This is a genomic window from Aestuariibius insulae (assembly GCF_040783535.2).
Lineage (GTDB): Bacteria > Pseudomonadota > Alphaproteobacteria > Rhodobacterales > Rhodobacteraceae > Aestuariibius > Aestuariibius insulae.
Map to the genome: position 1 here is coordinate 426265 of NZ_JBFONW020000003.1, position 21813 is coordinate 448077.

23 protein-coding genes are annotated in these 21813 nt (G+C 64.3%); 11 read left to right on the plus strand and 12 right to left on the minus strand.

Translation table 11 applies throughout. The features are described 5' to 3' along the window. Positions 1–23: 23 nt before the first annotated feature. The 5 genes from AAD018_RS11190 to AAD018_RS11210 all read left to right on the plus strand — a co-directional run bounded on the left by AAD018_RS11190 (position 24) and on the right by AAD018_RS11210 (position 4642). On the plus strand, positions 24–1280 hold the full coding sequence (locus AAD018_RS11190) for a vWA domain-containing protein (protein WP_367316147.1): 1257 nt from the start codon (positions 24–26) through the stop codon (positions 1278–1280). A 191-nt stretch (positions 1281–1471) separates the two neighbouring features. Further along, a complete protein-coding gene (locus AAD018_RS11195) occupies positions 1472–1939 on the plus strand; it encodes a DUF1203 domain-containing protein (protein WP_367316148.1) in 468 nt (155 codons plus the stop codon). Further along, positions 1932–2900 carry an XdhC family protein gene (locus tag AAD018_RS11200; RefSeq protein WP_367316149.1) on the plus strand — a complete coding sequence of 323 codons (969 nt, stop codon included), beginning with the start codon at positions 1932–1934 and terminating at the stop codon, positions 2898–2900. Before AAD018_RS11195 ends, AAD018_RS11200 begins: the two co-directional genes overlap by 8 nt. Then, entirely contained in the window at positions 2900–3934 is a 1035-nt protein-coding gene (locus AAD018_RS11205; protein WP_367316150.1) for a molybdopterin-binding protein, read from the plus strand. Before AAD018_RS11200 ends, AAD018_RS11205 begins: the two co-directional genes overlap by 1 nt. 150 nt (positions 3935–4084) lie before the next feature. After that, positions 4085–4642, plus strand: coding sequence for a hypothetical protein (locus AAD018_RS11210; RefSeq protein WP_367316151.1), 558 nt, complete (start codon positions 4085–4087; stop codon positions 4640–4642). A gap of 200 nt (positions 4643–4842) precedes the next feature. Here the strand turns inward: AAD018_RS11210 and infC are convergent, their stop codons facing one another. The 7 genes from infC to cysG all read right to left on the minus strand — a co-directional run bounded on the left by infC (position 4843) and on the right by cysG (position 10991). Then, entirely contained in the window at positions 4843–5634 is a 792-nt protein-coding gene (gene infC / locus AAD018_RS11215; RefSeq protein WP_459382422.1) for a translation initiation factor IF-3, read from the minus strand. After that, the gene (locus AAD018_RS11220; protein WP_367316152.1) at positions 5517–6353 is read right to left on the minus strand and encodes a ferredoxin--NADP reductase; all 837 of its coding nucleotides are present in this window, start codon (positions 6351–6353) and stop codon (positions 5517–5519) included. Before AAD018_RS11220 ends, infC begins: the two co-directional genes overlap by 118 nt. A gap of 64 nt (positions 6354–6417) precedes the next feature. Beyond that, entirely contained in the window at positions 6418–6834 is a 417-nt protein-coding gene (locus AAD018_RS11225; RefSeq protein WP_367316153.1) for a DUF934 domain-containing protein, read from the minus strand. 45 nt (positions 6835–6879) lie between these two features. After that, on the minus strand, positions 6880–7632 hold the full coding sequence (locus tag AAD018_RS11230) for a phosphoadenylyl-sulfate reductase (protein ID WP_367316154.1): 753 nt from the start codon (positions 7630–7632) through the stop codon (positions 6880–6882). Further along, positions 7622–9292, minus strand: a complete 1671-nt coding sequence (locus AAD018_RS11235) for a nitrite/sulfite reductase (protein WP_367316156.1) — start codon at positions 9290–9292, stop codon at positions 7622–7624. Before AAD018_RS11235 ends, AAD018_RS11230 begins: the two co-directional genes overlap by 11 nt. Beyond that, entirely contained in the window at positions 9289–9594 is a 306-nt protein-coding gene (locus tag AAD018_RS11240) for a DUF2849 domain-containing protein (RefSeq protein WP_367316157.1), read from the minus strand. The genes AAD018_RS11235 and AAD018_RS11240 overlap by 4 nt, the downstream gene beginning before the upstream one ends. Beyond that, positions 9594–10991 carry a siroheme synthase CysG gene (gene cysG, locus AAD018_RS11245; protein WP_367316158.1) on the minus strand — a complete coding sequence of 466 codons (1398 nt, stop codon included), beginning with the start codon at positions 10989–10991 and terminating at the stop codon, positions 9594–9596. The genes AAD018_RS11240 and cysG overlap by 1 nt, the downstream gene beginning before the upstream one ends. Positions 10992–11126: 135 nt before the next feature. Between cysG and AAD018_RS11250 the strand changes: the two genes are divergently transcribed. Next, complete coding sequence (locus AAD018_RS11250) at positions 11127–11588, plus strand: Lrp/AsnC family transcriptional regulator (protein WP_367316159.1); 462 nt, start codon at positions 11127–11129, stop codon at positions 11586–11588. Here the strand turns inward: AAD018_RS11250 and AAD018_RS11255 are convergent. Next, positions 11585–12736, minus strand: coding sequence for a cytochrome P450 (locus tag AAD018_RS11255; RefSeq protein WP_367316160.1), 1152 nt, complete (start codon positions 12734–12736; stop codon positions 11585–11587). The two genes, AAD018_RS11250 and AAD018_RS11255, sit on opposite strands and share 4 nt — an antisense overlap. A gap of 62 nt (positions 12737–12798) precedes the next feature. Between AAD018_RS11255 and AAD018_RS11260 the strand changes: the two genes are divergently transcribed. From AAD018_RS11260 to AAD018_RS11280, 5 genes are all read left to right on the plus strand, one after another. Then, positions 12799–14586 (plus strand): sensor histidine kinase, encoded by a 1788-nt coding sequence (locus AAD018_RS11260; RefSeq protein ID WP_367316161.1) that lies wholly within the window; start codon positions 12799–12801, stop codon positions 14584–14586. Then, positions 14583–15809, plus strand: a complete 1227-nt coding sequence (locus AAD018_RS11265; RefSeq protein WP_367316162.1) for a sigma-54-dependent transcriptional regulator — start codon at positions 14583–14585, stop codon at positions 15807–15809. Before AAD018_RS11260 ends, AAD018_RS11265 begins: the two co-directional genes overlap by 4 nt. Before the next feature lie 277 nt (positions 15810–16086). Further along, positions 16087–17106 carry a DctP family TRAP transporter solute-binding subunit gene (locus AAD018_RS11270; protein ID WP_367316163.1) on the plus strand — a complete coding sequence of 340 codons (1020 nt, stop codon included), beginning with the start codon at positions 16087–16089 and terminating at the stop codon, positions 17104–17106. A gap of 194 nt (positions 17107–17300) precedes the next feature. Next, positions 17301–18005: a TRAP transporter small permease gene (locus tag AAD018_RS11275; RefSeq protein ID WP_367316164.1), complete on the plus strand. Its 705-nt coding sequence runs from the start codon at positions 17301–17303 to the stop codon at positions 18003–18005. Positions 18006–18009: 4 nt separating this feature from the next. Continuing rightward, positions 18010–19467, plus strand: a complete 1458-nt coding sequence (locus AAD018_RS11280; protein WP_367316165.1) for a TRAP transporter large permease — start codon at positions 18010–18012, stop codon at positions 19465–19467. 251 nt (positions 19468–19718) lie between these two features. Here AAD018_RS11280 and tpiA read toward each other — a convergent pair whose 3' ends face one another. The 4 genes from tpiA to AAD018_RS11300 form a co-directional block, all read right to left on the minus strand. Then, positions 19719–20435 (minus strand): triose-phosphate isomerase, encoded by a 717-nt coding sequence (tpiA, locus tag AAD018_RS11285; protein WP_367316166.1) that lies wholly within the window; start codon positions 20433–20435, stop codon positions 19719–19721. A 1-nt stretch (position 20436) separates the two neighbouring features. Then, on the minus strand, positions 20437–20766 hold the full coding sequence (locus AAD018_RS11290) for a TfoX/Sxy family protein (RefSeq protein WP_367316167.1): 330 nt from the start codon (positions 20764–20766) through the stop codon (positions 20437–20439). 6 nt (positions 20767–20772) lie between these two features. Continuing rightward, positions 20773–21135, minus strand: a complete 363-nt coding sequence (locus AAD018_RS11295) for a HesB/IscA family protein (RefSeq protein ID WP_367316168.1) — start codon at positions 21133–21135, stop codon at positions 20773–20775. Between the two features lie 99 nt (positions 21136–21234). Then, positions 21235–21777 carry a sugar O-acetyltransferase gene (locus AAD018_RS11300; RefSeq protein ID WP_367316170.1) on the minus strand — a complete coding sequence of 181 codons (543 nt, stop codon included), beginning with the start codon at positions 21775–21777 and terminating at the stop codon, positions 21235–21237. Positions 21778–21813 lie beyond the last annotated feature (36 nt).

The window sequence follows — 21813 nt, forward strand, 5'->3', positions numbered from 1 at the left end:
TGCCGCAGGTGTGACCTCTGATCATGGCCACGCTCCCCGATCTTGACCTGCCGGAAGACCCGAAACTCGGTCATAACATCACCCATTTCGCGCGGGCCTTGCGCAAGGCGGGCCTGCCTGCGGGTCCCGCGCGGGTTGTCGATGCCATCCGCGCGGTTGAGGCGGCGGGGTTCGGGGAGAAGCGGGATTTCTATTTCACGCTGCAGGCCTGTTTCTGCACGCGGCCAGAGCATCGGGAGGTCTTCGGGCAAATCTTCCGGCTCTATTGGCGCGATCCGCGATACCTTGAGCATATGATCGCGATGCTCACGCCTTCGGTGCGCGGCGTGGCCGAGGACCGTGTGGCCAAGGCCGGAGAGAAGCGGGCGGCGGAGGCCCTGCTGGACGGAGTTGAGCGCGAAGCTTCGGAGCTGCCGGAGACCGAGGACGAGGTGGAGATCGAAATCGATGCCTCCAAAACCGCGAGCGGGCAGGAGCGTCTGAGAACGCTCGATTTCGAGCAGATGAGCACCCCAGAGATGGCCGAGGCAAAGCGGCTCATCGCAAAGCTGAGCCTGCCGGTGCCGCCGATCGTCACCCGCCGAATGGTGGCGGACAGGCGCGGGCCGCTGCCCGATTGGCGGCGCACGATGCGGCAGGCGGCGCGAATGGGCGGAGAAGTGCAGGATGTCTCGCGCAAGGCGCGCCGCCGCCGCTATCCCAATCTCGTGGCGCTTTGCGATATCTCGGGCTCGATGAGCCAGTATTCGCGAGCGGTTCTGCATTTTTTGCACGCGGTCGCGAACGAGAAAGGGGCGGGCTGGGCGAAGGTGCATGCCTTCACCTTCGGCACGCGGCTGACCAACATCTCGCGGCACCTTATGGCGCGTGATGTAGATGCGGCGCTTGCTGCCGCCGGCGCCGAGGCGCAGGATTGGGAAGGCGGCACACGGATCGGCGCCTGCCTTCACAATTTCAACCGCGACTGGTCGCGGCGCGTTCTGGGGCAGGGCGCGGTGGTTTTGCTGATCACCGACGGTCTAGACCGGGATCCTTCGGACGCGCTGGCCGCCGAGATGGAGCGTCTGCATCTCTCTGCGCGGCGGCTGATCTGGGTGAACCCCTTGCTGCGCTGGGGCGGCTTTGCGCCGAAAGCGGCGGGGATCGCGGCGATGCTGCCTCATGTGGATGCGCTGCGGGCCGGGCACAACATCGCATCACTGGCAGGCCTTGCCGCCGCATTGGGCCGCCCGGAAGATGGCGGCGAAAAGGGGCGTCTGATGGCTGGTCTGGGCCGGTAGAGCGACTGCGTGCCGTCCGGCACGACACCCGCCCTCCCGGCCACGCGCGCACGATGCTGTGGCTGGTCAAAAGGGAGGGCTGCGTTGGGATTTGAGTATTTCTGGCCAGATGAAGCGGGGATGCGCAAGGTTCGGGTCGGCGGCCTTTCGTCAAACAGGCAATCTGGAACGCGCCATAAGGAGCGCGCGCCATGATATTTCTGTCCTACGATCAGACCGTCGTCGATGCCGTTCGGGCGGGCGGCCCGGATGCGAACGGGCAATCTGCAGAGCGCGCGATCTCCAACGGCAGGCATACGCCGTGCCGGTGCTGCCTGCGCGATGTCCCGAACGGCGAGGAGATGCTGATCCTTTCGGCGCGACCCTTTCCCGAACCGCAGCCTTATGCGGAACAAGGGCCGATCTTTTTGTGCGCCCAGGCGTGTGTGCCTTGGTCGGGGACGGGCACTCCGCCGATCCTGACGACATCGCCCGACTATTTGATCAAGGCTTATGGCCCACATGACCGGATTGTCTACGGCACCGGGCGGATCACACCAAAGGATGAGATCGAGGCCTATGTGCGCGACCTTCTCGGGCGGGACGGGATCGCCTATGTTGATGTGCGCTCTGCCCGCAACAACTGCTTTCTGACGAGGACGAGAGACCCCGATGCGTGACGAGACCCTTTTGCGCACAGCGCTCGATTGGCACCGGGCCGGTCGCGGCGTGGCGCTTGCCTCGGTGGCGCAGACCTGGGGCTCGGCCCCCCGGCCCGCCGGCAGCCTTCTGGTGATCGCGGGGGACGGCGCGATGGAAGGGTCGGTTTCGGGGGGCTGCGTCGAGGGGGCCGTCGTTGTCGAGGCGCTGGACGCGCTCGAGGACGGGACCGCGCGGATGCTGGATTACGGCGTGAGCGATGACGAGGCTTTTGCCGTGGGTCTGGCTTGCGGCGGGCGCATCCGGGTGCGGGTGGAGCCGGTCGGATCGGCGCTCAGCGAGGAAGATCTGGCAAAGATGGTCGCCCGGACAGAGCGGCGCGAGACGTTTCTCCGCCGGGTGGATCTGGCCTCTGGGACGTCGAAGATCCTGGGACCGGGCGAGGGTGTCGATGATCTACTGAGGCGTGGCAGATCGGGGCTGTCGGAGGATGAGGCACATCTCGATCTCGTGCATGCGCCGCCCTTGCGGCTGGCCGTGATCGGCGCGGTCCATATCGCGCAGGCGTTGGTCGCGATGGCGCGTCTGGCAGGCTATGCGCCGACGGTAGTGGATCCACGGCCTGCCTTTGCCAGCGCGGAGCGGTTTCCCCAGACGGATCTGCTGGACGATTGGCCGGACGAGGCGCTGGCGGCCTACGGGATCGATGCGCGCACAGCGGTGGTTACGCTGACCCATGATCCCAAGCTGGACGATCCCGGCCTGCAGGCGGCCTTGCGGTCGGAGGCCTTCTATATCGGGGCGCTGGGCTCGACCCGGACCCATGCCAAGCGGGTGGCGCGGCTGGAGGAGGCCGGGTTCCGGGCCGACGAAATCGGACGGATCCATGCGCCTGTCGGCCTCGATATCGGCGCGGCGAACCCGGCAGAGATCGCGGTGGCAATTCTGGCAGAGATCACGCAGCGATTGAGGCAGGGCTGATGGAGTTCGGCGAGGTTCCCGTGCGCGACGGCGAAGGCGCGATCCTCGCCCATTCGCTTGCGATCGAAGGCGGGCGGTTGCGCAAGGGTGCGCTCTTGACCTTCGCCGATCTCGACCGGCTCGCGGCGGCGGGACATGACCGGATCTGGATCGCGCGGCCGGACCCGGAGGATGTCGGCGAGGACGCAGCCGCGCAGGCCTTGGCAGAGGCGCTGGTACCGGATCCGGAAGCGCAGGGGCTCAGGATCGGTGCCGCCGGGACGGGGCGGGTGAACCTTTTCGCGCAGACCGCAGGGATCGTTGAGATTGACCCAGGCGCCATTGGCCGGATCAATGCAATCGATCCGATGATCACGGTTGCAACCGTGCCCGAATGGTACCGGCTCGATCCCGGCGGGATGGCGGCGACGATCAAGATCATCTCTTATGCCGTCCCCAAAACGGCCTTGGCCGCCGCCTGCACCGCAGCGGAAGGCGCCTTGCGCTTGCGCCCGGCGGCCTGCCGAACCGCCGCGCTGATCGAGACGGAGGTCGGAGCGCCGCTTGGCGACAAAGGGCGGCGGGCGCTGGAGCTGCGGGTCAACCGCCTGGGCGTCGATCTGGCAGAATACCGCATCGTGCCACACGCGGTGGAGGATCTGGCGGCGGCGTTGACGCGGGCCGAGGCGGACGTGCTATTTATCCTGACCGGATCGGCGACGTCGGACCTACAGGACACCGCGCCTCAGGCGCTGCGCGCGGCAGGCGGAACGGTCGAGCGCTTCGGGATGCCGGTTGATCCAGGCAATCTGCTGTTCACAGGCGCGCTGGAGGGTCGCCCGGTGATCGGCCTGCCCGGTTGCGCCCGGTCTCCGGCCCTGAACGGAGCCGACTGGGTGCTCGAGCGCGTCTTGTGCGGGGTGACCGTCGGCACAGAAGAGATCGCCGCCATGGGCGTCGGCGGGCTTCTCAAGGAAATGCCCTCGCGGCCCGCGCCTCGGCTGGGGCGCAAGACCTTGCAGCGGGACGAAGTGACCGGCGACGGTCTGGTTTGAGCCCAAGCCTGACCGATGTTGAGCGGTCGACGAGTGTCTAGAGCACGTCGAGTTTTTCATGCAAGTAAGCCGTTTCATATGCGACGGGATCGCAGAATATCGGGGAGGTCTACGAGTGCCTTTGGCTTTCAGGATACGTGAGGCAACGGCTTGAAGGCGGCAGACCACGACCCACCCAGCTTTGATGTCCGCCAATCCGTCACGGCACGCAATGTCACCCGTCTAATCATTGCCCCTGTCATATCTGCGGCGCTGGTTGCGCTTGGGATGTGGCTCATCCCTGATGCCACAGTCTTCAGACCAAGGTTTGAGGCTTTGGAAACGTGGTCCGGCTGGGCCTTCCTCGGCGTCATTTGTGTAGCGTGCGGACTCTATGGATTGCTGAAAGAGCTCATATTCGCTGCACGCTCCATCGGAACGTCAGGAGAATGGCACTTCCGGCTGACAGATGAAGAACTCCTTTGGCATGTCCCCCGCCACGCTCACGGGACGGAATGCGGGTTCTCAGCCCGACTTGATGAGTTGAAGGAAATCGAGTCTCGAACAATTCATAAGGAGGAAGAGAGGGACGAGCGCGAATACTGGATGCACTTTAACGCGCGAGACCCCATCCAGCTTCAATCATATTCCGGTATCAGCCTGTCGGGACTGGTCGAGAAAATCAGTGCTGCAGGAGTGCCCTACCGGGAAACGTATCAAAGATATTAGACGCGCTTTTCAAATCATTCTTTTGAAACAACGCTTGAAAGCGGTCATTCAGGCCGGACCTCTAGAGGCCCACTTCGTGCCATTAAACGCCAGCTTCATTCCGTAAACCAACATCCGGCGCCCGGCCGCTTTATTCCGATCTCCACATGCGAAAGCCGCCCTCGGTCAAGGGCGGCTTTTAGTCCTCACAATATCCGGACCTACTTCGTATTCGGCCCGATCATCATGACCATCTGGCGGCCTTCCATCTTGGGGAAGTTCTCCACCTTGCCGATCTCGGCGGTATCGTCCGCAACGCGTTCGAGCAGCTCGCGGCCCAGATTCTGGTGCGCCATTTCGCGGCCGCGAAAGCGCAGCGTGATCTTCACCTTGTCGCCATTCTCGAGGAACTTGAAGACGTTGCGCATCTTGACGTCATAGTCATGCGTGTCGGTGTTGGGGCGGAACTTCACCTCCTTCACCTCGATCGTCTTCTGCTTTTTGCGGGCTTCGGCCTCGCGCTTCTGCGTTTCGTATTTGAACTTGCCGAAGTCCATGATCTTGCAGACGGGCGGGCTGGCGTTGGGCGAGATCTCGACCAGATCGAGCCCCACTTCCTCGGCCAGGGCCATGCCGCGGGCCGGTGTGACCACCCCGACATTCTCACCTTCGGCGCCGATAAGGCGGATTTCGTCTGAGCGGATGCGATCGTTGACGCGGGGGCCGGTGTCACGCTGGGGAGGGGCGTTGTGGGGTCTGCGGGCTATGACGTGTCTTCCTTGAATGATTGCACGGGTTTCCGGGGCTGGAAGGTAGCCCTCGCAGGCGGCTCTTTCAACCGGATACCGCGCGCCTGCAAGCGATTTTGGCCGCCTGTGCCTTGCGGCCGTCTTTCCTAGCCGACAAAGGCCTTCTCGACCACATATTCGGCCGGATCTGAATTGGCCCCTTCGCGCAGGCCAAAGCCCTCCAGAATCTCTTTCAGATCGGTATTCAGCCCCATCGATCCACAGACCATCGCCCGGTCGGTCTCGGGCGAAATGCCGTCGATGCCCAGATCGGCAAACACGGTGCCGTCCTTCAAAAGCGTCGTGATCCGGCCCATCTTCGGGCTCTGCTCGCGGGTGGTCGTCGGATAGTAGCGCAGCTTGTCTCCCACGAACTCCCCGATCAGCGGATCCTCGGCGAGGCTCTCGACCAGCTCGCGCCCATAGGTCAGCTCGTCCACGTCGCGGGTCGTGTGGGTGACGATCACCTCGTCGTAGCGCTCGTAGGTCTCGGGATCGCGCAGCAGCGAGGCAAAGGGTGCAAAGCCGGTGCCTGTGGCAAAGAACCAGAGCCGCTTGCCCGGCGTCAGTGCATCATGGACCAGCGTGCCCACGGGTTTGGGCCGCAAGATGATCTCGTCGCCCGGCTGAATATGCTGCAGTTTCGAGGTCAGCGGGCCGTCCTGCACCTTGATCGAGTAGAATTCCAGCTCTTCGTCCCAGGAGGGGGAGGCGATGGAATAGGCGCGCAAAAGCGGCTTCTGCTTGCCGGTCACAGGGTCGGGATCGCCCATCAGGCCGATCATCACGAACTCGCCCGAGCGAAAGCGCAGGCTTTGCGGACGGCTCACCCGAAAGGCAAAGAGCCGATCTGTATAATGCCGCACGCTGGTGACGATCTGGGCATCGGGAAGGGTCGGCACCTTGGCTGCCTGGGTCTGGGTCACGGGGCTCTGCTCGGTCATCTATCCTCTCGCGGGCCGGGCCCGCGCCTCTGTATCTGTCATCTCGGACGTGAAAACGGAAGGGTCAGCCGCGCAGCTGCCCCTGGTAGTCATGCGCGGTCCATCCCGCGCGGGCCTGCCACTGATCCTCGGGCTGGCGGGCGGCCAAAGCCGCGTCGATCTCGACCTCGTCAAAGCCCGACCGGCGCGCCATCGCGTATTGATCGGCGATCACATGGCCCTTGGCACGAAGCCGTCCGCCATAGCCCATCCGCCGCAGCCGCGCCGCCAGCGTGAAGCCGCGCCCGTCGGCAAAGCTTGGAAAGTCGATCCGGATCAGCGCAAAGCAATGCAGCCGCCCGTCGAGGCCGTCCACATCCGCATCCGAGGCCAGATCGAGCCCCAGCGCACCGCAATCATTGGCCGCGAGCGTCTCCGGCGTCACGAACCCGCCAGTCCAGTCCTCGGCGCCAAAGCCGCTATCGGTGACGATGACGCTCATCGCGCGCTCCTCTTCATCTTGTCATAAATATGCATATCCCACCTCTCAGGCCGCGCTGCGTTTTGGGCCGCGCACGATCTTGCCGTCCACGAAATGGATCCCGCATTCTTCCTTGTCGGTGTCGCGCCAGCGGCCCGCTCGTTCATCCTCGCCCGCACCAACGGGCGAGGTGCAGGGCGCGCAGCCGATCGACGGATAGCCTTGCGCCACCAGCGGATGCCGGGGCAGGCGGTTCTGGATGATATATTCCTGCGTATCCTCCCGTGCCCATCGCGCCAGCGGGTTAACCTTGATCCGGCCGGTGCCCAACTCCTCCTCGAAGAAATTCAGCTCGGCCCGCGCACCGCCCTGATAGCGCTTGCGCCCTGTGATCCAGGCATCGACCCCGTCCAGCGCGCGCTGCAGCGGGCGCGACTTACGCAAGGTGCAGCAGGCATCGGTGTCGTGGACATGCAGGATGCCCTCGTTATCCTCGGCCAGCAGGTCGGCGCGATCCGGCCCGATCCGCTGCACATTCATCAGGCCCAGCTTGTCCGCGACCTCCGCCTGATAGGCGAGCGTTTCGTCAAACAGCATCTCGGTATCGACGAAAAGGACCGGCAGGGACCGGTCGAGGATCGACACCATATGCAAAAGCACGACCGATTCCGCCCCGAAGGACGATACCAGCGCGGTCCGGCCCACGGACGGATCCGTCAGCGCCTTCTCCAGTACCGACACCGCGCCGTGATGGCGCGTCGCGGCGTTCAGCGCGGCAATGCGCTCGGCCAGCGGGGGCAGGGGCGCCTCAAGCGGCATCGGCTGTTTCCTTGGCAGGATAAAGCGCCGTCTTGAACGGCTCCATCCCGACCCGATTGTAAGCTTCGAGGAACGTCTCCTCCTCACCCTCGCGCAAATCCAGATAGGCCAGGATCAGGCGCTCGATGGCCGGCACGATTTCCTCGTAGGAGAACCCAGGACCCGTCCGCGCGCCAATCGCCGCCGTCTCGGTGCCATCTCCGCCCAGCGTGATCTGGTAGGTCTCCACCCCCGCCCGGTCGAGCCCGAGGATCCCGATATGGCCCACATGGTGGTGACCGCAGGCATTGATGCAGCCCGAAATCTTGATCTTCAGATGCCCGACCTCGTGCTCGATCTTCAGCTCCTCGATCCGGCTTGCCAGCCCCTGCGCGACCGGGATCGAGCGGGCCGTGGCGAGCGCGCAATAATCCATTCCGGGGCAGGCGATGATATCCGAGGCGAGCCCGATATTCGCCGTCGCCAGATCCGCGCTGCGCAGGGCGGCGTAAAGCGCGGGCAGATCGGATTTGTGTACGTGCGGAAGGATCACATTCTGCTCGTGACTGATGCGCAGCTCGTCATGGCCATGGCGCCGCGCCAGATCGGCGAGAACGCGCATCTGATCGGCGGTTGCATCTCCAGGCGTGGCCCCATGCTTCTTGATGGAGACCGACACAATCGCATAGCCCTCCGCCCGATGCGGCGTCAGGTTCGTATCGCTCCAGGACCGAAAGGCGGGATTACGGTCCCGCTCGGCCTCGAAGGCCTCCACCGGAGCCGTCTTGAACTCGGGCGCCGCGAACTGCGCCTCGATACCCGCGAGGATCTCCTGATCGACGCCCGAAAACTGCGGACGGATCGCGGCAAAGCGCTCTTCCACAAGGCGGGAAATCTCTTCGATCCCATGCTCATGCACGGTGATCTTGATGCGCGCCTTGTACTTGTTGTCCCGCCGTCCCAGCAGGTTGTAGACGCTGACGATGGCCTCGACGAAAGGAAGCAAGTCGGTCTTGGGCAGGAAGTCCCGGATGACCTTACCGATCATCGGCGTCCGTCCAAGCCCGCCGCCGACGATGACCTCGAAACCAGGCGCGCCGTCCCGCTCCACCATCCTGAGGCCAATATCATGCGCCTTGGTGACGGCCCGGTCGTTCGGAGAGCCGGTGATCGCGATCTTGAACTTGCGCGGCAGAAACTGGAATTCCGGATGGTCGGTCGACCATTGCCGCAGCAACTCGGCCACGGGGCGCGGATCGGCGATCTCGTCGGCAGCGGCGCCCGCGAAATGATCGGCAGTCACGTTGCGGATCGTGTTGCCCGAGGTCTGGATCGCATGCAGCCCGACCTTTCCCAGCGCATCGAGGATATCGGGCACGTCGCGCAGCTCTGGCCAATTATACTGGATGTTCTGGCGCGTCGTGAAATGACCGTAGCCCCGATCCCACCGCTCTGCGATCATCGCAAGTTGGCGCATCTGCGCGGACCGCAAAGTCCCATAAGGGATCGCGACCCGCAGCATGTAGGCGTGCAGCTGCAGGTAAAGCCCGTTCATCAGGCGCAGCGGCTTGAACTCGTCCTCGGTGAGTGATCCGTCGATGCGCCGCTCGACCTGCGCGCGGAACTGAGCATTGCGCTCGGCCAGAAAGGCGCGGTCGAAGTCGTTGTATTGATAGCTCATTTGACGGCCTCAGCTTGCTTGCCATGGGCATAGTTCGACGGCCCGCGCGTGCGGAACGCCTCGCGGAAATGGATAGGCTCGGGACCCTCCGGGCCGGCCTGCGCATCGGCCAGATAGGCGCCGACCACGACACCGGGCTGACCTTCGGCGAACAGAAGACGGATCTGCGCATGCGCCTCGTCCTCGATCAGCTCGGCCTCGGCCATGTCTCGGCTCCAGCGATCATCTTCGGTCAGCCAGACGGCATCGCCTTTCAAAAGCGCATTGGCGGTGACGACCTTGGGCGTAAAGGTACGGGGCATCAGGCGATCTCCTCTGCAAGCTGGGGAAGGACGGCTTCGGCGCGGCGTGGCGCCAGACCGTACAGGATCAGGGCGGGACCGGTCAGACCCGCCTCGGTCAGGGTGGGTTCAAGCCGGGAAAGCGTCGTCTCGACAATGCGTTGCGAGGGTCGGCTCACGTTCTCGATCACCGTGACCGGCGTCTGAGGATCGCCGCCATGCATCAAGAGCCGCCCCTGAACGAACCGCGCCGCGCGCTTGCCCATATAGATCGCGGCGACCTCGCCGGGACGCGCCAAAGCGGACCAGTCGTGATCGGCAAACCCCTTCATATCATGGCCGGTCAGCAGTTTGAGCGTGCTGTTGCGCTGCCGCTTGGTCAGGCTCTGCCCGATGGTCGCGGCAGCGGCAGAGGCGGCGGTGATGCCGGGAATGATGCGCCAGCTGATGCCATCCGCCTCCAGCGCTTCGATCTCCTCATCGAGGCGGCCAAAGACGGTGGCATCGCCGGATTTAAGGCGGACGACCTGCGCACCTGTGCGGGCATGCTCGACCAGAAGGGCGTTGATCTCCTCCTGTCCCATCGAGGCGCCGAACCCGGTCTTGCCTGTTTCGATGATCGTCGCCTCCCGGCGCGCCAGCTCGAGGATCTCTTGCGGCACCAGCCGGTCGTGCAGCACGACATCGGCGGCATCAAGTGCCTTGCGCGCTTTGAGCGTCAGCAGATCGGGATCGCCGGGACCCGCGCCCACCAGATCGACATGGCCTTTGCGCTCCGGCGCGGTCGCATGGCGATGCAGGAGTGAGGCAAGCACCTCATTGGCCCCGTATTCTCCATCATCTGCAAAGGCTTGCGGGCCGGATTTGAAGTAGTAATCCGACCAGAAATCCCGCCGCTTGCGACCCATCGGCAGCCGCTTCTCGACGGCCCCCCGGAAGGCCTTTCCGATCCGGGCCAGCGGCCCGAGCGTCTGGGGCAATTGTTCCTCGAGATCCGCCTTGATCCGCCGTGCCAGCACCGGGGCCGCGCCCTCCGTTCCGATCGCCACGGTCACCGGGTCGCGGTCGACGATGGCGGGGGTGATGAAATGGCTGTCCTGCAGATTGTCGACGATATTAACTAGCGCCCCATCGGCATGGGCCAAAGCCGCAACGCGCGCATCCTCGGCGTCGTCCTCGTTCGCCGCATAAAAGAGCGACGCGCAAAGCGCATCCCCCGGCTCCATAGCGCGGGCGATCACGCGCAGCTTGCCTGCCGCCTCCCAGACGCGGATCTCGGGCGCGACCTCCTTGGCCACCACCGTCAGATGCGCCTCGGTCTTCATAAGCAGCCGCAGCTTGGCCAAAGCGGCGTCACCGCCGCCCGACAGGACAATGCGGCGGCCCGCAACGGCCAGGAAGATGGGGAAATGCTGCATCACGAACTCCGGAAAACGTAACTGGAATATAGAACATCGTTCCGCTTTTACGCTATGGGGTAGGGGAAATAGGAACGCTCGTTCTGCTCCGCCCAGAGATCGGAACAGGCGTCATGAAAACGAAGGAGAAGCGGAATGGCATTCCGGATCGACGACACGGACAGGAAAATCCTGCGCGAATTGCAAAGCGACGCGAGCCGATCGCTCGACGAGATCGCCAAGGTCGTCGGCAGTTCCAAGACCCCGGTCTGGAACCGCATCCGCAAAATGCGCGAGGCCGGCGTCATCGGCGCGACGGTGGCGAAGCTCGATGCGGAAAAGTTGGGCTTTGACGCGACTTTCTTCGTCCTGATCCGCACGTCGGAGCACGAGGCGGATTGGCAAAACCGCTTTCTCGAAGCGCTGCGCGCCCGCCCCGAGGTGCAGGAGGCGCACCGTCTGGCAGGCGATATCGACTACATCCTAAAGGTCCGGGTGGCCAATGCGCGGGCCTATGACGCCTTTTATCAGGCGCTGATCGCCGAGGTGCGGGTCTACAATGTCACGGCGCTGCTTTCGATGGAGGAGATCAAATCGACAACCGCCCTGCCGCTCTAGACCTCGACCATCAGCCGCTCCAACCCGTGGAAATGGTAGACATCCGCATAGACCGGCGGCTCGGTCAGCCGCAGCCCCGGGCAGCGATCCAGAAGAGCCGTCAGGGCAATCTCCAGCTCCAGCCGGGCCAGCGGTGCACCGACGCAGAAATGCAGACCGCCGCCAAAGCTGGCATGCTTCGCCGCACGCCCAGGATCGAACCGGTTTGGATCGGGCACCATCGCAGGGTCTCGCCCGGCCGAGGCCAGCAGGCAATCCACCCGGTCCCCCGGCGCGAACGTGTGCCCAAAGACCGTGACCTCCTCCCGCGCCCAGCGGGCAAAGACGTGAAGCGGCGGATCGAAGCGCAGGATCTCCTCCACCGGCACGGGCCGATGCGCGGCAGAGCCGGTCTCTAGCAGGGTCTTCACCCCGTTCCCGATCGTATGCACCGTCGCCTCGTGCCCGGCATTGAGCAGCAGAATCACCGTTGAGATCAGCTCCGGCTCGGTCAGCCGGTCCGCCTCGTCATGGGCCGCAATCAGCGCAGACAGCAGATCGTCGCCGGTCTTTCCTCGGCGGCTCGCAATCTCGCTCCGGATAAAGGCGCTGAAGGCCCCGGCGGCGGCATTGGCGGCCTCTTCGTCAGCGCGGCTGCGGGCGGGCTGGTACATCCGAACCATCGCGTTCGACCAGGCCAGAAGATCTGGCGCCACGGCGTCGTCAAAGCCCAAAAGCCGCGCAATCGTCAAAACCGGCAGCGGTGCCCCGAAGGCAGGCAACAGATCGAACGGCCCGGCCGGAAAGGCGTCGATCAACTCATGCGCCGTGGCCTCAAGCGCAGGCCGCAACGCCTCGACCCGCGCCGTGGTAAAGGCGCGCAGGATCAGCCCTCGAAGGCGCGTATGCCGCGGCGGATCCAGCTCGAGCAGCGAATGCGCCTCGACCCCGTAGAACGCCCCCAGATGGCCCGGAACCTCGAATGGCGGCGCCTCGCGCCCGAACCGCCGATCCTTGAGGATCGCGGTCACCGCCTCCGCCGTCGTTGCGGCGATCGCGCCGTACTCCTCCCACCGGACCAGTGGTCCGGCCGCGCAGGCGCGCGCATAGAACGGGTAGGGGTCCTGCACAAAGCCGGGCGCGGTCGGATCCTGAGAGAGCTGCGTCATGACGGCGAGTTACGCTTGAGACGCTTTTCTTTGCAAGCGCACCCGGATTAAGCTGCCCCGCGATGCGTTCTTTTGCCTTGTCCATCCGGTTGCGCCCTGTCGTTGCGATGCTCTGCCTCGTAACCGCGACCCTCGTGATCGCCGGCGGCGTGGGGGTCACGGGCTTTCGCGCCGGGCTCGATCAGCTCTCCTCGCGCGGCAAATCCGATCTGACGCTGGCCGCCGACAAACTGACCGGGCAGTTGCGCCGCTATCGTGAACTTGCCGTCCTGCTCTCCGATCACCCCGATTTGCGGCATGTGCTTGACGGCGGCACCGCCAACATCGCCTCGGACGTACTGCGCGGGGCGGCCGACAAAAGCGGATCGCTCGACGTCTCCCTGATCGAAGCGGAGGGGCGTGTTCTCGTCTCGGCCTCCGGTCAGGAGGGGACCGAGGTATCGTCCACCTCGTGGTTCAACCGCGCCATGCACGGCGCCACGGGGCAGGGTCATCTGCGCAGTCCCACCTTCGAGCGGCGCACCTTCCTTTATGCCGCCCCTGTCTTCTCCGAAGCCGGTCCGGTTCAGGGTGCCGTCCTTGTCACCGTCGATGTCGAACGGCTCGAGGATGATTGGAGCGGCGGGCGCTCGACCGTCTTCTTCACCGACGAGCTTGGCCTCGTCTTCATCGCGAACCGGTCCGAGCTGATCTACCGCGCCCGTCAGGCGGATCTAGCCGCCCCGGACGTTCTGGCCCGCGCGGGCGCGCCCGAACCCATGCCGTTCATCGATATGACCGAGCGTGTCCTCTTCGGCCACCGGATCTGGGCGATCGACGGCGGTCGGTTTCTACCGGGTCACGCGCTGCACCTGTCCCAGAACCTGCCGGTGATCGGAATGCGCGGCGAGGCCTTGATCGATCTCGCCCCGGTCCTGCGCCTCGCGGGCCTTCAGGCGGCGGTTGCGGCGGCGATTTGCCTCTCCTTTGGCGCGCTTCTCTTCGTCGCGATGGAACGGCGCCGGGTTCTGGCCATCGCCAATGCCGACCTCGAGGGCCGCGTGACCGAACGGACGCACCAGCTCGAGATCGCCAATGCCAACCTGCGCCGCGAAATCACCGAACGCAAAGAGGCGGAGGCCGCGCTCAGGCAGGCGCAGGCCGAGCTTGTACGCGCCGACAAGCTCAGCGCGCTGGGGCAGATGTCGGCGGGCATCAGTCACGAGCTGAACCAGCCCCTCATGGCGATCCGCTCCTTTGCCGAAAATGCCGAGGCCTTTCTCGATCGCGGCGCGCCTGACAAGGCAGCGGCCAATCTGGGCCGGATCGGCGATCTGGCGCGCCGGATGGGCCGGATCATCCGCAACCTTCGGGACTTCGCCCGCCAGGACAGGGAGGTGATTTCGGACGTGGATCTCATCGCCGCCGTCGAAGGCGCGCTCGAGATCGTCAAGCCCCGGATGGATCGCCATGATGTGACGCTACACTGGGAGCCGCCCGCCCATCCCGTCATCGTGCGCGGCGGCGATGTCCGCCTGCAGCAGGTCATCGTCAACCTCGCCGCCAACGCCATCGACGCGATGGAGCGCGAAGACCGCCGCCTCCTGACGATCGAGGTGGAGACCGGCGATCCGGTCCGGCTCACCGTGCGCGACACCGGCCCGGGTATCGAGGCGCCCGAGAAGATCTTCGATCCGTTCTACACCACGAAGGAGGTTGGCCGCTCCGAAGGGATGGGGCTTGGTCTTTCGATCTCCTACGGCCTTGTTAAAAGCTTTGGCGGCGAAATCCGCGCCGGTCAGGCAGACGGCGGCGGCGCGATCTTCACGCTCGAGATCCAGCCTGCAGCACCCTCCGAGGTGGCCGCATGATCCAGCGGGTCCTTCTGGTCGACGACGACGCCGCGGTGCGCGAGGCGCTGTCCCAGACGCTCGAATTGGCCGATTTCGCGCCCATCGTCGCCGGATCCTTCATCGAGGCGAAGGATCATCTGGCCCGCGATTTCGACGGCATTGTCGTAACCGATATCCGGATGCCGGGCCGCGATGGCTTTCATTTGCTGGATTATGCCCGCAAGCAGGATGCCGATCTGCCCGTGATCGTGCTGACGGGCGAAGGCGACATCCCCATGGCCGTCGACGCGGTGCAGGCGGGCGCCTTCGCTTTTCTGGAAAAACCCTGCGCGCCGCAAGATCTGATCTCCGCCGTGCGCGAGGCGCAGGATCAGCGCGAGCGGGTCCTGACCGAACGCAGGCAGGCCCAGGCCGCCGCGCGCGGGGATGCCGCCGAGCGGATGCTCTTCGGTCAATCCGCCCTCGCTGCCGCGCTCCGGGACCGGGCGCGGTTCGTCGCCTCCAAGAATGTCGATGTCCTGGTCCGGGGCGCGCCGGGTTCGGGCACGTCCAAGGTGGCCGAGGTCATCCACCTTCTGTCGCCCATCGCGCAGGGCCCCTTCGTCAAACGGGCGGCGACCGGGCTCGATCCCGATACGCTGGATGCGATCCTGACCGACGCCGAAGGCGGCACCGTCTTTCTGGACGAGGTGGTCGATCTGCCTCAACCGGCCCAGTTCGCTCTGCTCGAACGGCTGGATGAAGGAGGCCGCGCGCGGGTGATCGCAGGAACCTACCGCGACTTCGCCAATCAGACGGAAGCGGGCCGGTTCAACCTCGATCTCGCGCTCCGGCTCGAGATGATGCCGGTTCAGATCCCGTCCCTCGCGGACCGCCCCGAGGATATTCCGGTGCTGTTCCGTCACTACGTCGCGCAAGCCTGTGAACAGGCCGCTCTGCCACTGCCCGAGATCACGCCCGATCAGAACGCGCAGCTTATGGCGCAGGACTGGCCCGGCAATGCCCGCAGCCTGATGAATGCGGCGATGCGGTTCGCGCTCGGCGCGACCGACACAACTCCCGAAGAGCAACTCGGCCTCGCCGAACAGCTTGCCCGGGTGGAAAAGTCGCTTCTCATCGCGGCCCTCACCCGCAACGGAGGGCGCGCCAGCCAGGCGGCGACGGCCCTGAAACTCCCCCGTAAGACCTTCTATGACAAGCTCGCGCGCCACGGCCTGAAGGCGGAAGACTACCGCGCTTGATTCGACACGGAATGCGTGTATCCTTACGTAAAGTCACACGCGAAAAGTGCGCGGTTTTCCGCACACCGATACCCCGACATGTGTGGATTACCGCTCACCCTGCCACATGATGACGTCGCGCCTCTTGGAAAATCCAACCTATCCCTCTGCTTTCGTTAACAAATTATAAACCGCCTATATTTCGACACTTTTTACTTCCGTCAAAGGCGATCGCATTGCTTTCATCCCTTAGCATCGTCCGGAGTGACGATCTTACGCGACCCTAGGGAGAAGACTTATGAAGATGATTTTGACGGCTGCCGTCTCTGTTGCGGCCCTGACCGCCGGAGCGACCGGTGCCTTTGCGGAAAACCACGAAGCAGGCTGCGACGACGGCGAGATCGTCGTCAAGTTCAGCCACGTGACGAACACCGACCGCCACCCCAAAGGCATCGCCGCCGCGCGCCTTCAGGAACGCGTCAATGCCGAAATGGACGGCACGATGTGCATGGAGGTCTTCCCGAACTCGACCCTCTATAAGGACGAGCAGGTCATCGAGGCGATGCTCCAGGGCGACGTCCAGCTGGCCGCGCCGTCGCTGTCGCTCTTTGAGTCGATCACGAAATCCTACCGCCTGTTCGATCTTCCCTTCATGTTCGCCTCGATCGACGCGGTCGATACCTTCCAGGCCTCCGAGGCCGGTCAGGCAATGAAGGACGCGATGCAGCGCCGCGGCGTTCAGGGTCTCGAATTCTGGCACAACGGCATGAAGCAGATCTCGGCCAACGTCCCGCTGGTCTCGCCAGATGACGCACAAGGCCTCAAGTTCCGCGTCCAGCCCTCCGATGTGCTCGTCGCCCAGATGGAAGCGCTCGGCGCCTCGCCTCAGCCGATGGCCTTCTCCGAAGTCTACGGCGCCCTTCAGACCGGCGTTGTGGACGGACAGGAGAACACCTGGTCCAACATCTTCGGCCAGAAGTTCTTCGAAGTGCAGGACGGCATCACCGAGACGAACCACGGCATCATCGACTACCTCGTCGTGGCCTCCGTCGACTGGCTCGACAGCCTCGAGCCTGAGGTCCGCGACCAGTTCCTGACCATCCTGTCGGAAGTCACCGTGGAGCGGAACGGCGAATCCAAGCGCGTCAACGAGGAAGCCAAGCAGGCGATCATCGACGCGGGCGGCGAAGTGCGTACTCTCACCGCGGAAGAGCGTCAGGCCTGGGTCGATGCGATGAGCCCCGTCTGGGAGCAGTTCGAGGACGAGGTCGGCGCCGACATGATCGAAGCGGCGCAGCAGATCAACGCGTCGATGTAAATCTCGGGTAGCAGGTCGTCCAAACCGGGTGACCTGCACTTTCCGTCCGGGCTCCGCATCAACGGGACCCGGACGTCTCGCGTCGGACCATCTTTCCCATGCGGGAAGACCCCTATCGAGAGCGCTTCGGGCAAGCGCTCAAGCGTGAGAGCGGTTTCGACCAAAGAGGGTTCGACAATGCGGCAGGATAGATCATGAGCGGCAGACAAGACAAATCTCCCAGCGCGCTTGCACGCGCCGTCAACACGTTCGAGGAAACGGCGATTGCCGTCATTCTGGGACTGATGGCGATCCTGACCTTCGCCAATGTGATCCTGCGCTACGTCTTCAACGACGCCATTATCTGGGGTCTCGAGGTCGTGGCCGCCTTGTTCTCCTGGCTTGTCCTCTTCGGCGTCGCCTACGGGTTCAAAGTCACAGCCCATCTGGGCGTCGACTCCCTCACCAACATGCTGCCCCCCGCAGGCCGCAAGGTGGTGGCGCTAATTTCGGGCGGGCTTTGCCTGATCTTCGCGCTTCTGCTGGCCAAGGGGTGCTGGGATTACTGGGCGCCTTTCGCGGATCTGCCACCGACCACCGGCAAGTGGTTCCCCACCGGCTTCGACACCGCCTCGCGCGGCCGCAGCTTCTTTGAAACCGACCAGATCCCGATGCTTGGCTGGCTGCGCTTTCTCGAGGACTGGATCAATTACGGCGATCCTTATTCAAAAATGCCAAGGGTCGTGCCCTACACGATCCTGCCTATCGCCGCCGCGCTGATCCTCTTCCGGATCATCCAGGCCGTCTGGCGCGTCTGGACGGGGCAATCGACCAGCCTCATCGTCAGCCACGAGGCCGAAGATGCCTTGGAAGAGGCCGCCGCTCGCGAAACCGTGGCCGCCCCCGCCAGAAAGGACTAGACCGATGGATGTCGTTCTCCTCTTCACGATGATCATCGGCTTTCTGCTGATCGGCGTGCCGATCGCGGTCAGCCTGGGCCTGTCCTCGATGATCTTCCTGCTGCTCTATTCGGACACCTCGCTCGCCTCGATCGCAGGCTCGCTTTATCAGGCGATGGCGGGGCACTACACGCTTCTGGCGATCCCCTTCTTCATCCTGGCCTCGACCTTCATGTCCACAGGCGGTGTGGCGCGGCGGATCATCCGCTTCTCCATCGCCTGCGTCGGGCACCTGCGCGGCGGCCTGGCGATCGCGGGCGTCTTCGCCTGCATGATGTTCGCGGCCCTCTCCGGCTCCTCGCCCGCCACGGTGGTGGCGATCGGAACGATCGTGATCGCGGCCATGCGTCAGCAGGGCTACTCCAAGGATTTCGCCGCCGGGGTGATCTGTAACGCAGGCACACTCGGCATCCTGATCCCGCCGTCCATCGTGATGGTCGTCTATGCCTCGGCGACGGATGTCTCGGTGGGCCGCATGTTCCTGGCCGGTGTCTTCCCCGGGCTGCTCGCGGGGTTCATGCTGATGGTCACGATCTACATCATGGCCACGATCAAGAATATGCCCAAGGGCCAATGGGCCGGCTGGGGCGAGATCTGGGACAGCTTCCGCGACGCGTTCTGGGGCCTTCTGCTGATCGTCGTCATCATGGTCGGCATCTACGGCGTCCCCGGCGTGACCGGAGCGATCTTCACCCCCACCGAAGCCGCCGCCGTCGCCTCGGTCTACGCCTTCATCGTCGCCTGCTTCATCTACCGCGACATGGGCCCGCTCGCGGCCAAGGGGATCGAGTACGACCCGATCACCGGCGTCCCGATCCAGGCTGAAAGCCTGTCAGCGGCCGCTGTTGTCCGCGAACGCTCCTCGCTTTTGCAAAAGCCCTGGGCGCTCGTGACCGCCTTCTTCCATCCTGACACGCGTGATACGCTTTTCGAAGCGGGTAAGCTGACGATCACGCTGATGTTCATCATCGCCAACGCGCTGATCCTCAAACACGTGCTGACCGACGAACAGATCCCCCAGCATATCGCCAATGCGATGCTCGATGCCGGGCTCGGGCCGGTCATGTTCCTCATCATCGTCAACGTCATCCTGCTCATCGGCGGCCAGTTCATGGAGCCGTCGGGCCTCATCGTGATCGTCGCGCCTCTGGTCTTTCCGATCGCAATCTCTCTTGGGATCGATCCGATCCATCTGGGCATCATCATGGTGGTGAATATGGAAATCGGAATGATCACGCCGCCCGTGGGTCTGAACCTCTTCGTGACCTCGGGCGTGGCCAAGATGCCGATGATGCGCGTTGTGCGCGCCGCCCTGCCGTTCCTGGGCGTGCTTTTCATCTTCCTGATCATGATCACCTATATCCCGGCGATCTCGATCTGGCTTCCGACCCAGGTGATGGGACCGGAACTGGTCATTCAATAGGATCAAGCGGCGGATCCGGGCGGCAACCGCCTGGATCGTGCATATTTAGGACAAGATGAAGGAGAGGGGACGGTCCACCCCGTTCTCCGGCTTTCAGGGATTGGTTACCCATATAGTCCGAAGAACGGAGCTTCACCTTGTACCGCCATCGCCTTGCCAGGCTGTACGGCTCTCTCAGGAAAGCAGGTTAACCTTAACGCGGCCCTAACGAGGAAAGGATTTGCGCTTCATCTTGTCAAAAATATGCATATTCAGACGGCGGCCTCCAGCGCAGACACGATCGGGCTGAATGCCTCAGCGGTCAGGCTTGCCCCGCCCACAAGCGCTCCATCGACATTGGCGATAGCAAAGATTTCGGCCGCATTGCTGCCCTTCACCGACCCTCCGTAAAGAAGCGGCGTATCCGAAGGCGCCTGCGCGCGCAGCAAGGCATGCACCTTCTCGATCTGATCGGGCGTAGGCGTCCGCCCCGTCCCGATGGCCCAGACAGGCTCGTAGGCCACGATCAGCGGGGCATCCGTTCGGGGCAGGGATCCCGAGAGCTGACCTTCGATCACCTCCAGCGTGCGTTCGGCATCGCGCTCCTCGAGCGTCTCGCCGACACAGATGATCGGCGTCAGACCCGCCTCCAAAGCCGCCTCGGCCTTTTCTCGCACAAGCCCGTCGCTCTCGCCATGATCGGCACGGCGCTCGGAATGGCCGAGGATCACATGGCCTGCGCCTGCGGCCGCCAGCATCGCGGCGGAGACATCGCCGGTATGCGCGCCCGACGCGGCGGTGTGGCAATCCTGACCACCGGTCTGGATCTTCGTCTGCGACAGCCGCTCGGACAGGGACGCCAGCAGCGTCGCGGGCGGGCAGAGCAGAACGGTCACGCCCGGATCAGGGTGCTGGCGGGCAAGGGTATCCGCCTCGGCGGGATCGGGGGCGTTCATCTTCCAGTTTCCGGCGGCGATTTTCTGCGGCATGTCAGCTCTCCAATTCGGCCAGGCTTACTCGGGCGAGATCGCAGGCAAGCTCCGGATCGTCAAGCGCAGCGTCCGGCAGCGTCCAGTAGGGCATCGCACCGGAGCGTCCGTTCGATCGGGTATAGTGCCATCTCTCGCCGTCAAGCGCCTCGATCCGGGGAATGCTGCCGGGCGTGCCTTTCAGCAGGATCTGGCCGTCCGACCGCACCAGCGCGAAAAGCGTCCCCTTGCGATAGATCAGCCGACCACCCATCATTGCGCGAGTGCTCAGATCGCCCAGATCATCGAAAAGCTCGAGGGCCGCTGCGACATCCGCTGCCGAGACGCCCATGGAAGATCAGCTGGCAGAAAGTGTGGCGTCGAACTTGATGCTTTCGCCGCAGCCGCAAGCCTCGGTCACATTGGGATTGCGGAACTTGAAACCGCTTTCCAGAAGCGAGGTCTCGTAATCGATCTCGGTGCCGAAAAGGAACATTTGCGCCATCGGTGCGATCATCACGCGGGCTGCGCCGGATTCCACCACCTCGTCGAGGGGGTCGATCTCGGTCACATAATCCATCGTGTATTCCATCCCCGCGCAGCCGCCCTTCTTGACGCCGATGCGCAGGCCCTGATGGCCGTCCTTCTCCATCAGCCGCGCGATCTGGGCGGCGGCCTTGGGCGTGATCGTGACGGCTTGCTTGCCGGGCATGGCGAACATGGGCAGGATCTCCTTTGCGCTTAACCTAAGGATCGGGCGGCAGGCTCACAAGCCCCCGGACCGGACCATGCATATTTGTGACAAGATGAAGCAGGGAGCCTAGCGCAAGGGCCGGGCCGGATTTCCCGCGACCGTCACGCCATCCGCCACATCGCGGGTGACCACGCTGCCCGCGCCGATCACGGCACCATTGCCGATGCTCACATCGGGCAGGATCAGCGCGCCGCCGCCGATCCAGACATCCGCGCCGATGCGCACCGGCTTGCCCATTTCGGCGCCTGCCGCGCGAGTGGCCGCATCGCGGGGATGATCCGCTGTCAGGATCTGCGTACCCGGCCCGATCTGGGTCCGGTCGCCGATCCTGACCGGGCAGACGTCGAGGATCACGCAGCCATAGTTGAGAAAAACCTCATCCCCTAGATCGATATGCACCCCGTAATCGACATAGAAGGGCGGCCGGATCGTCGCGCCGCCATCCCGGCCCAGCAGCTCGGCGAGAAGCGCCCGGCGCGTGTCGTCGTCTCCATAAATGGTCGCGTTGTAATCCCGTATCAGCCGCTGCGCGCGCTTGCGCAAGGCCACGAGATCGGGATCCCCCGGGCGATAGGGCGCGCCCGCCAGCATCTTTTCCAGCTCGGTCATAGGTGCAGGACCAGCGGGGCAGGGCGGCGCCATAGA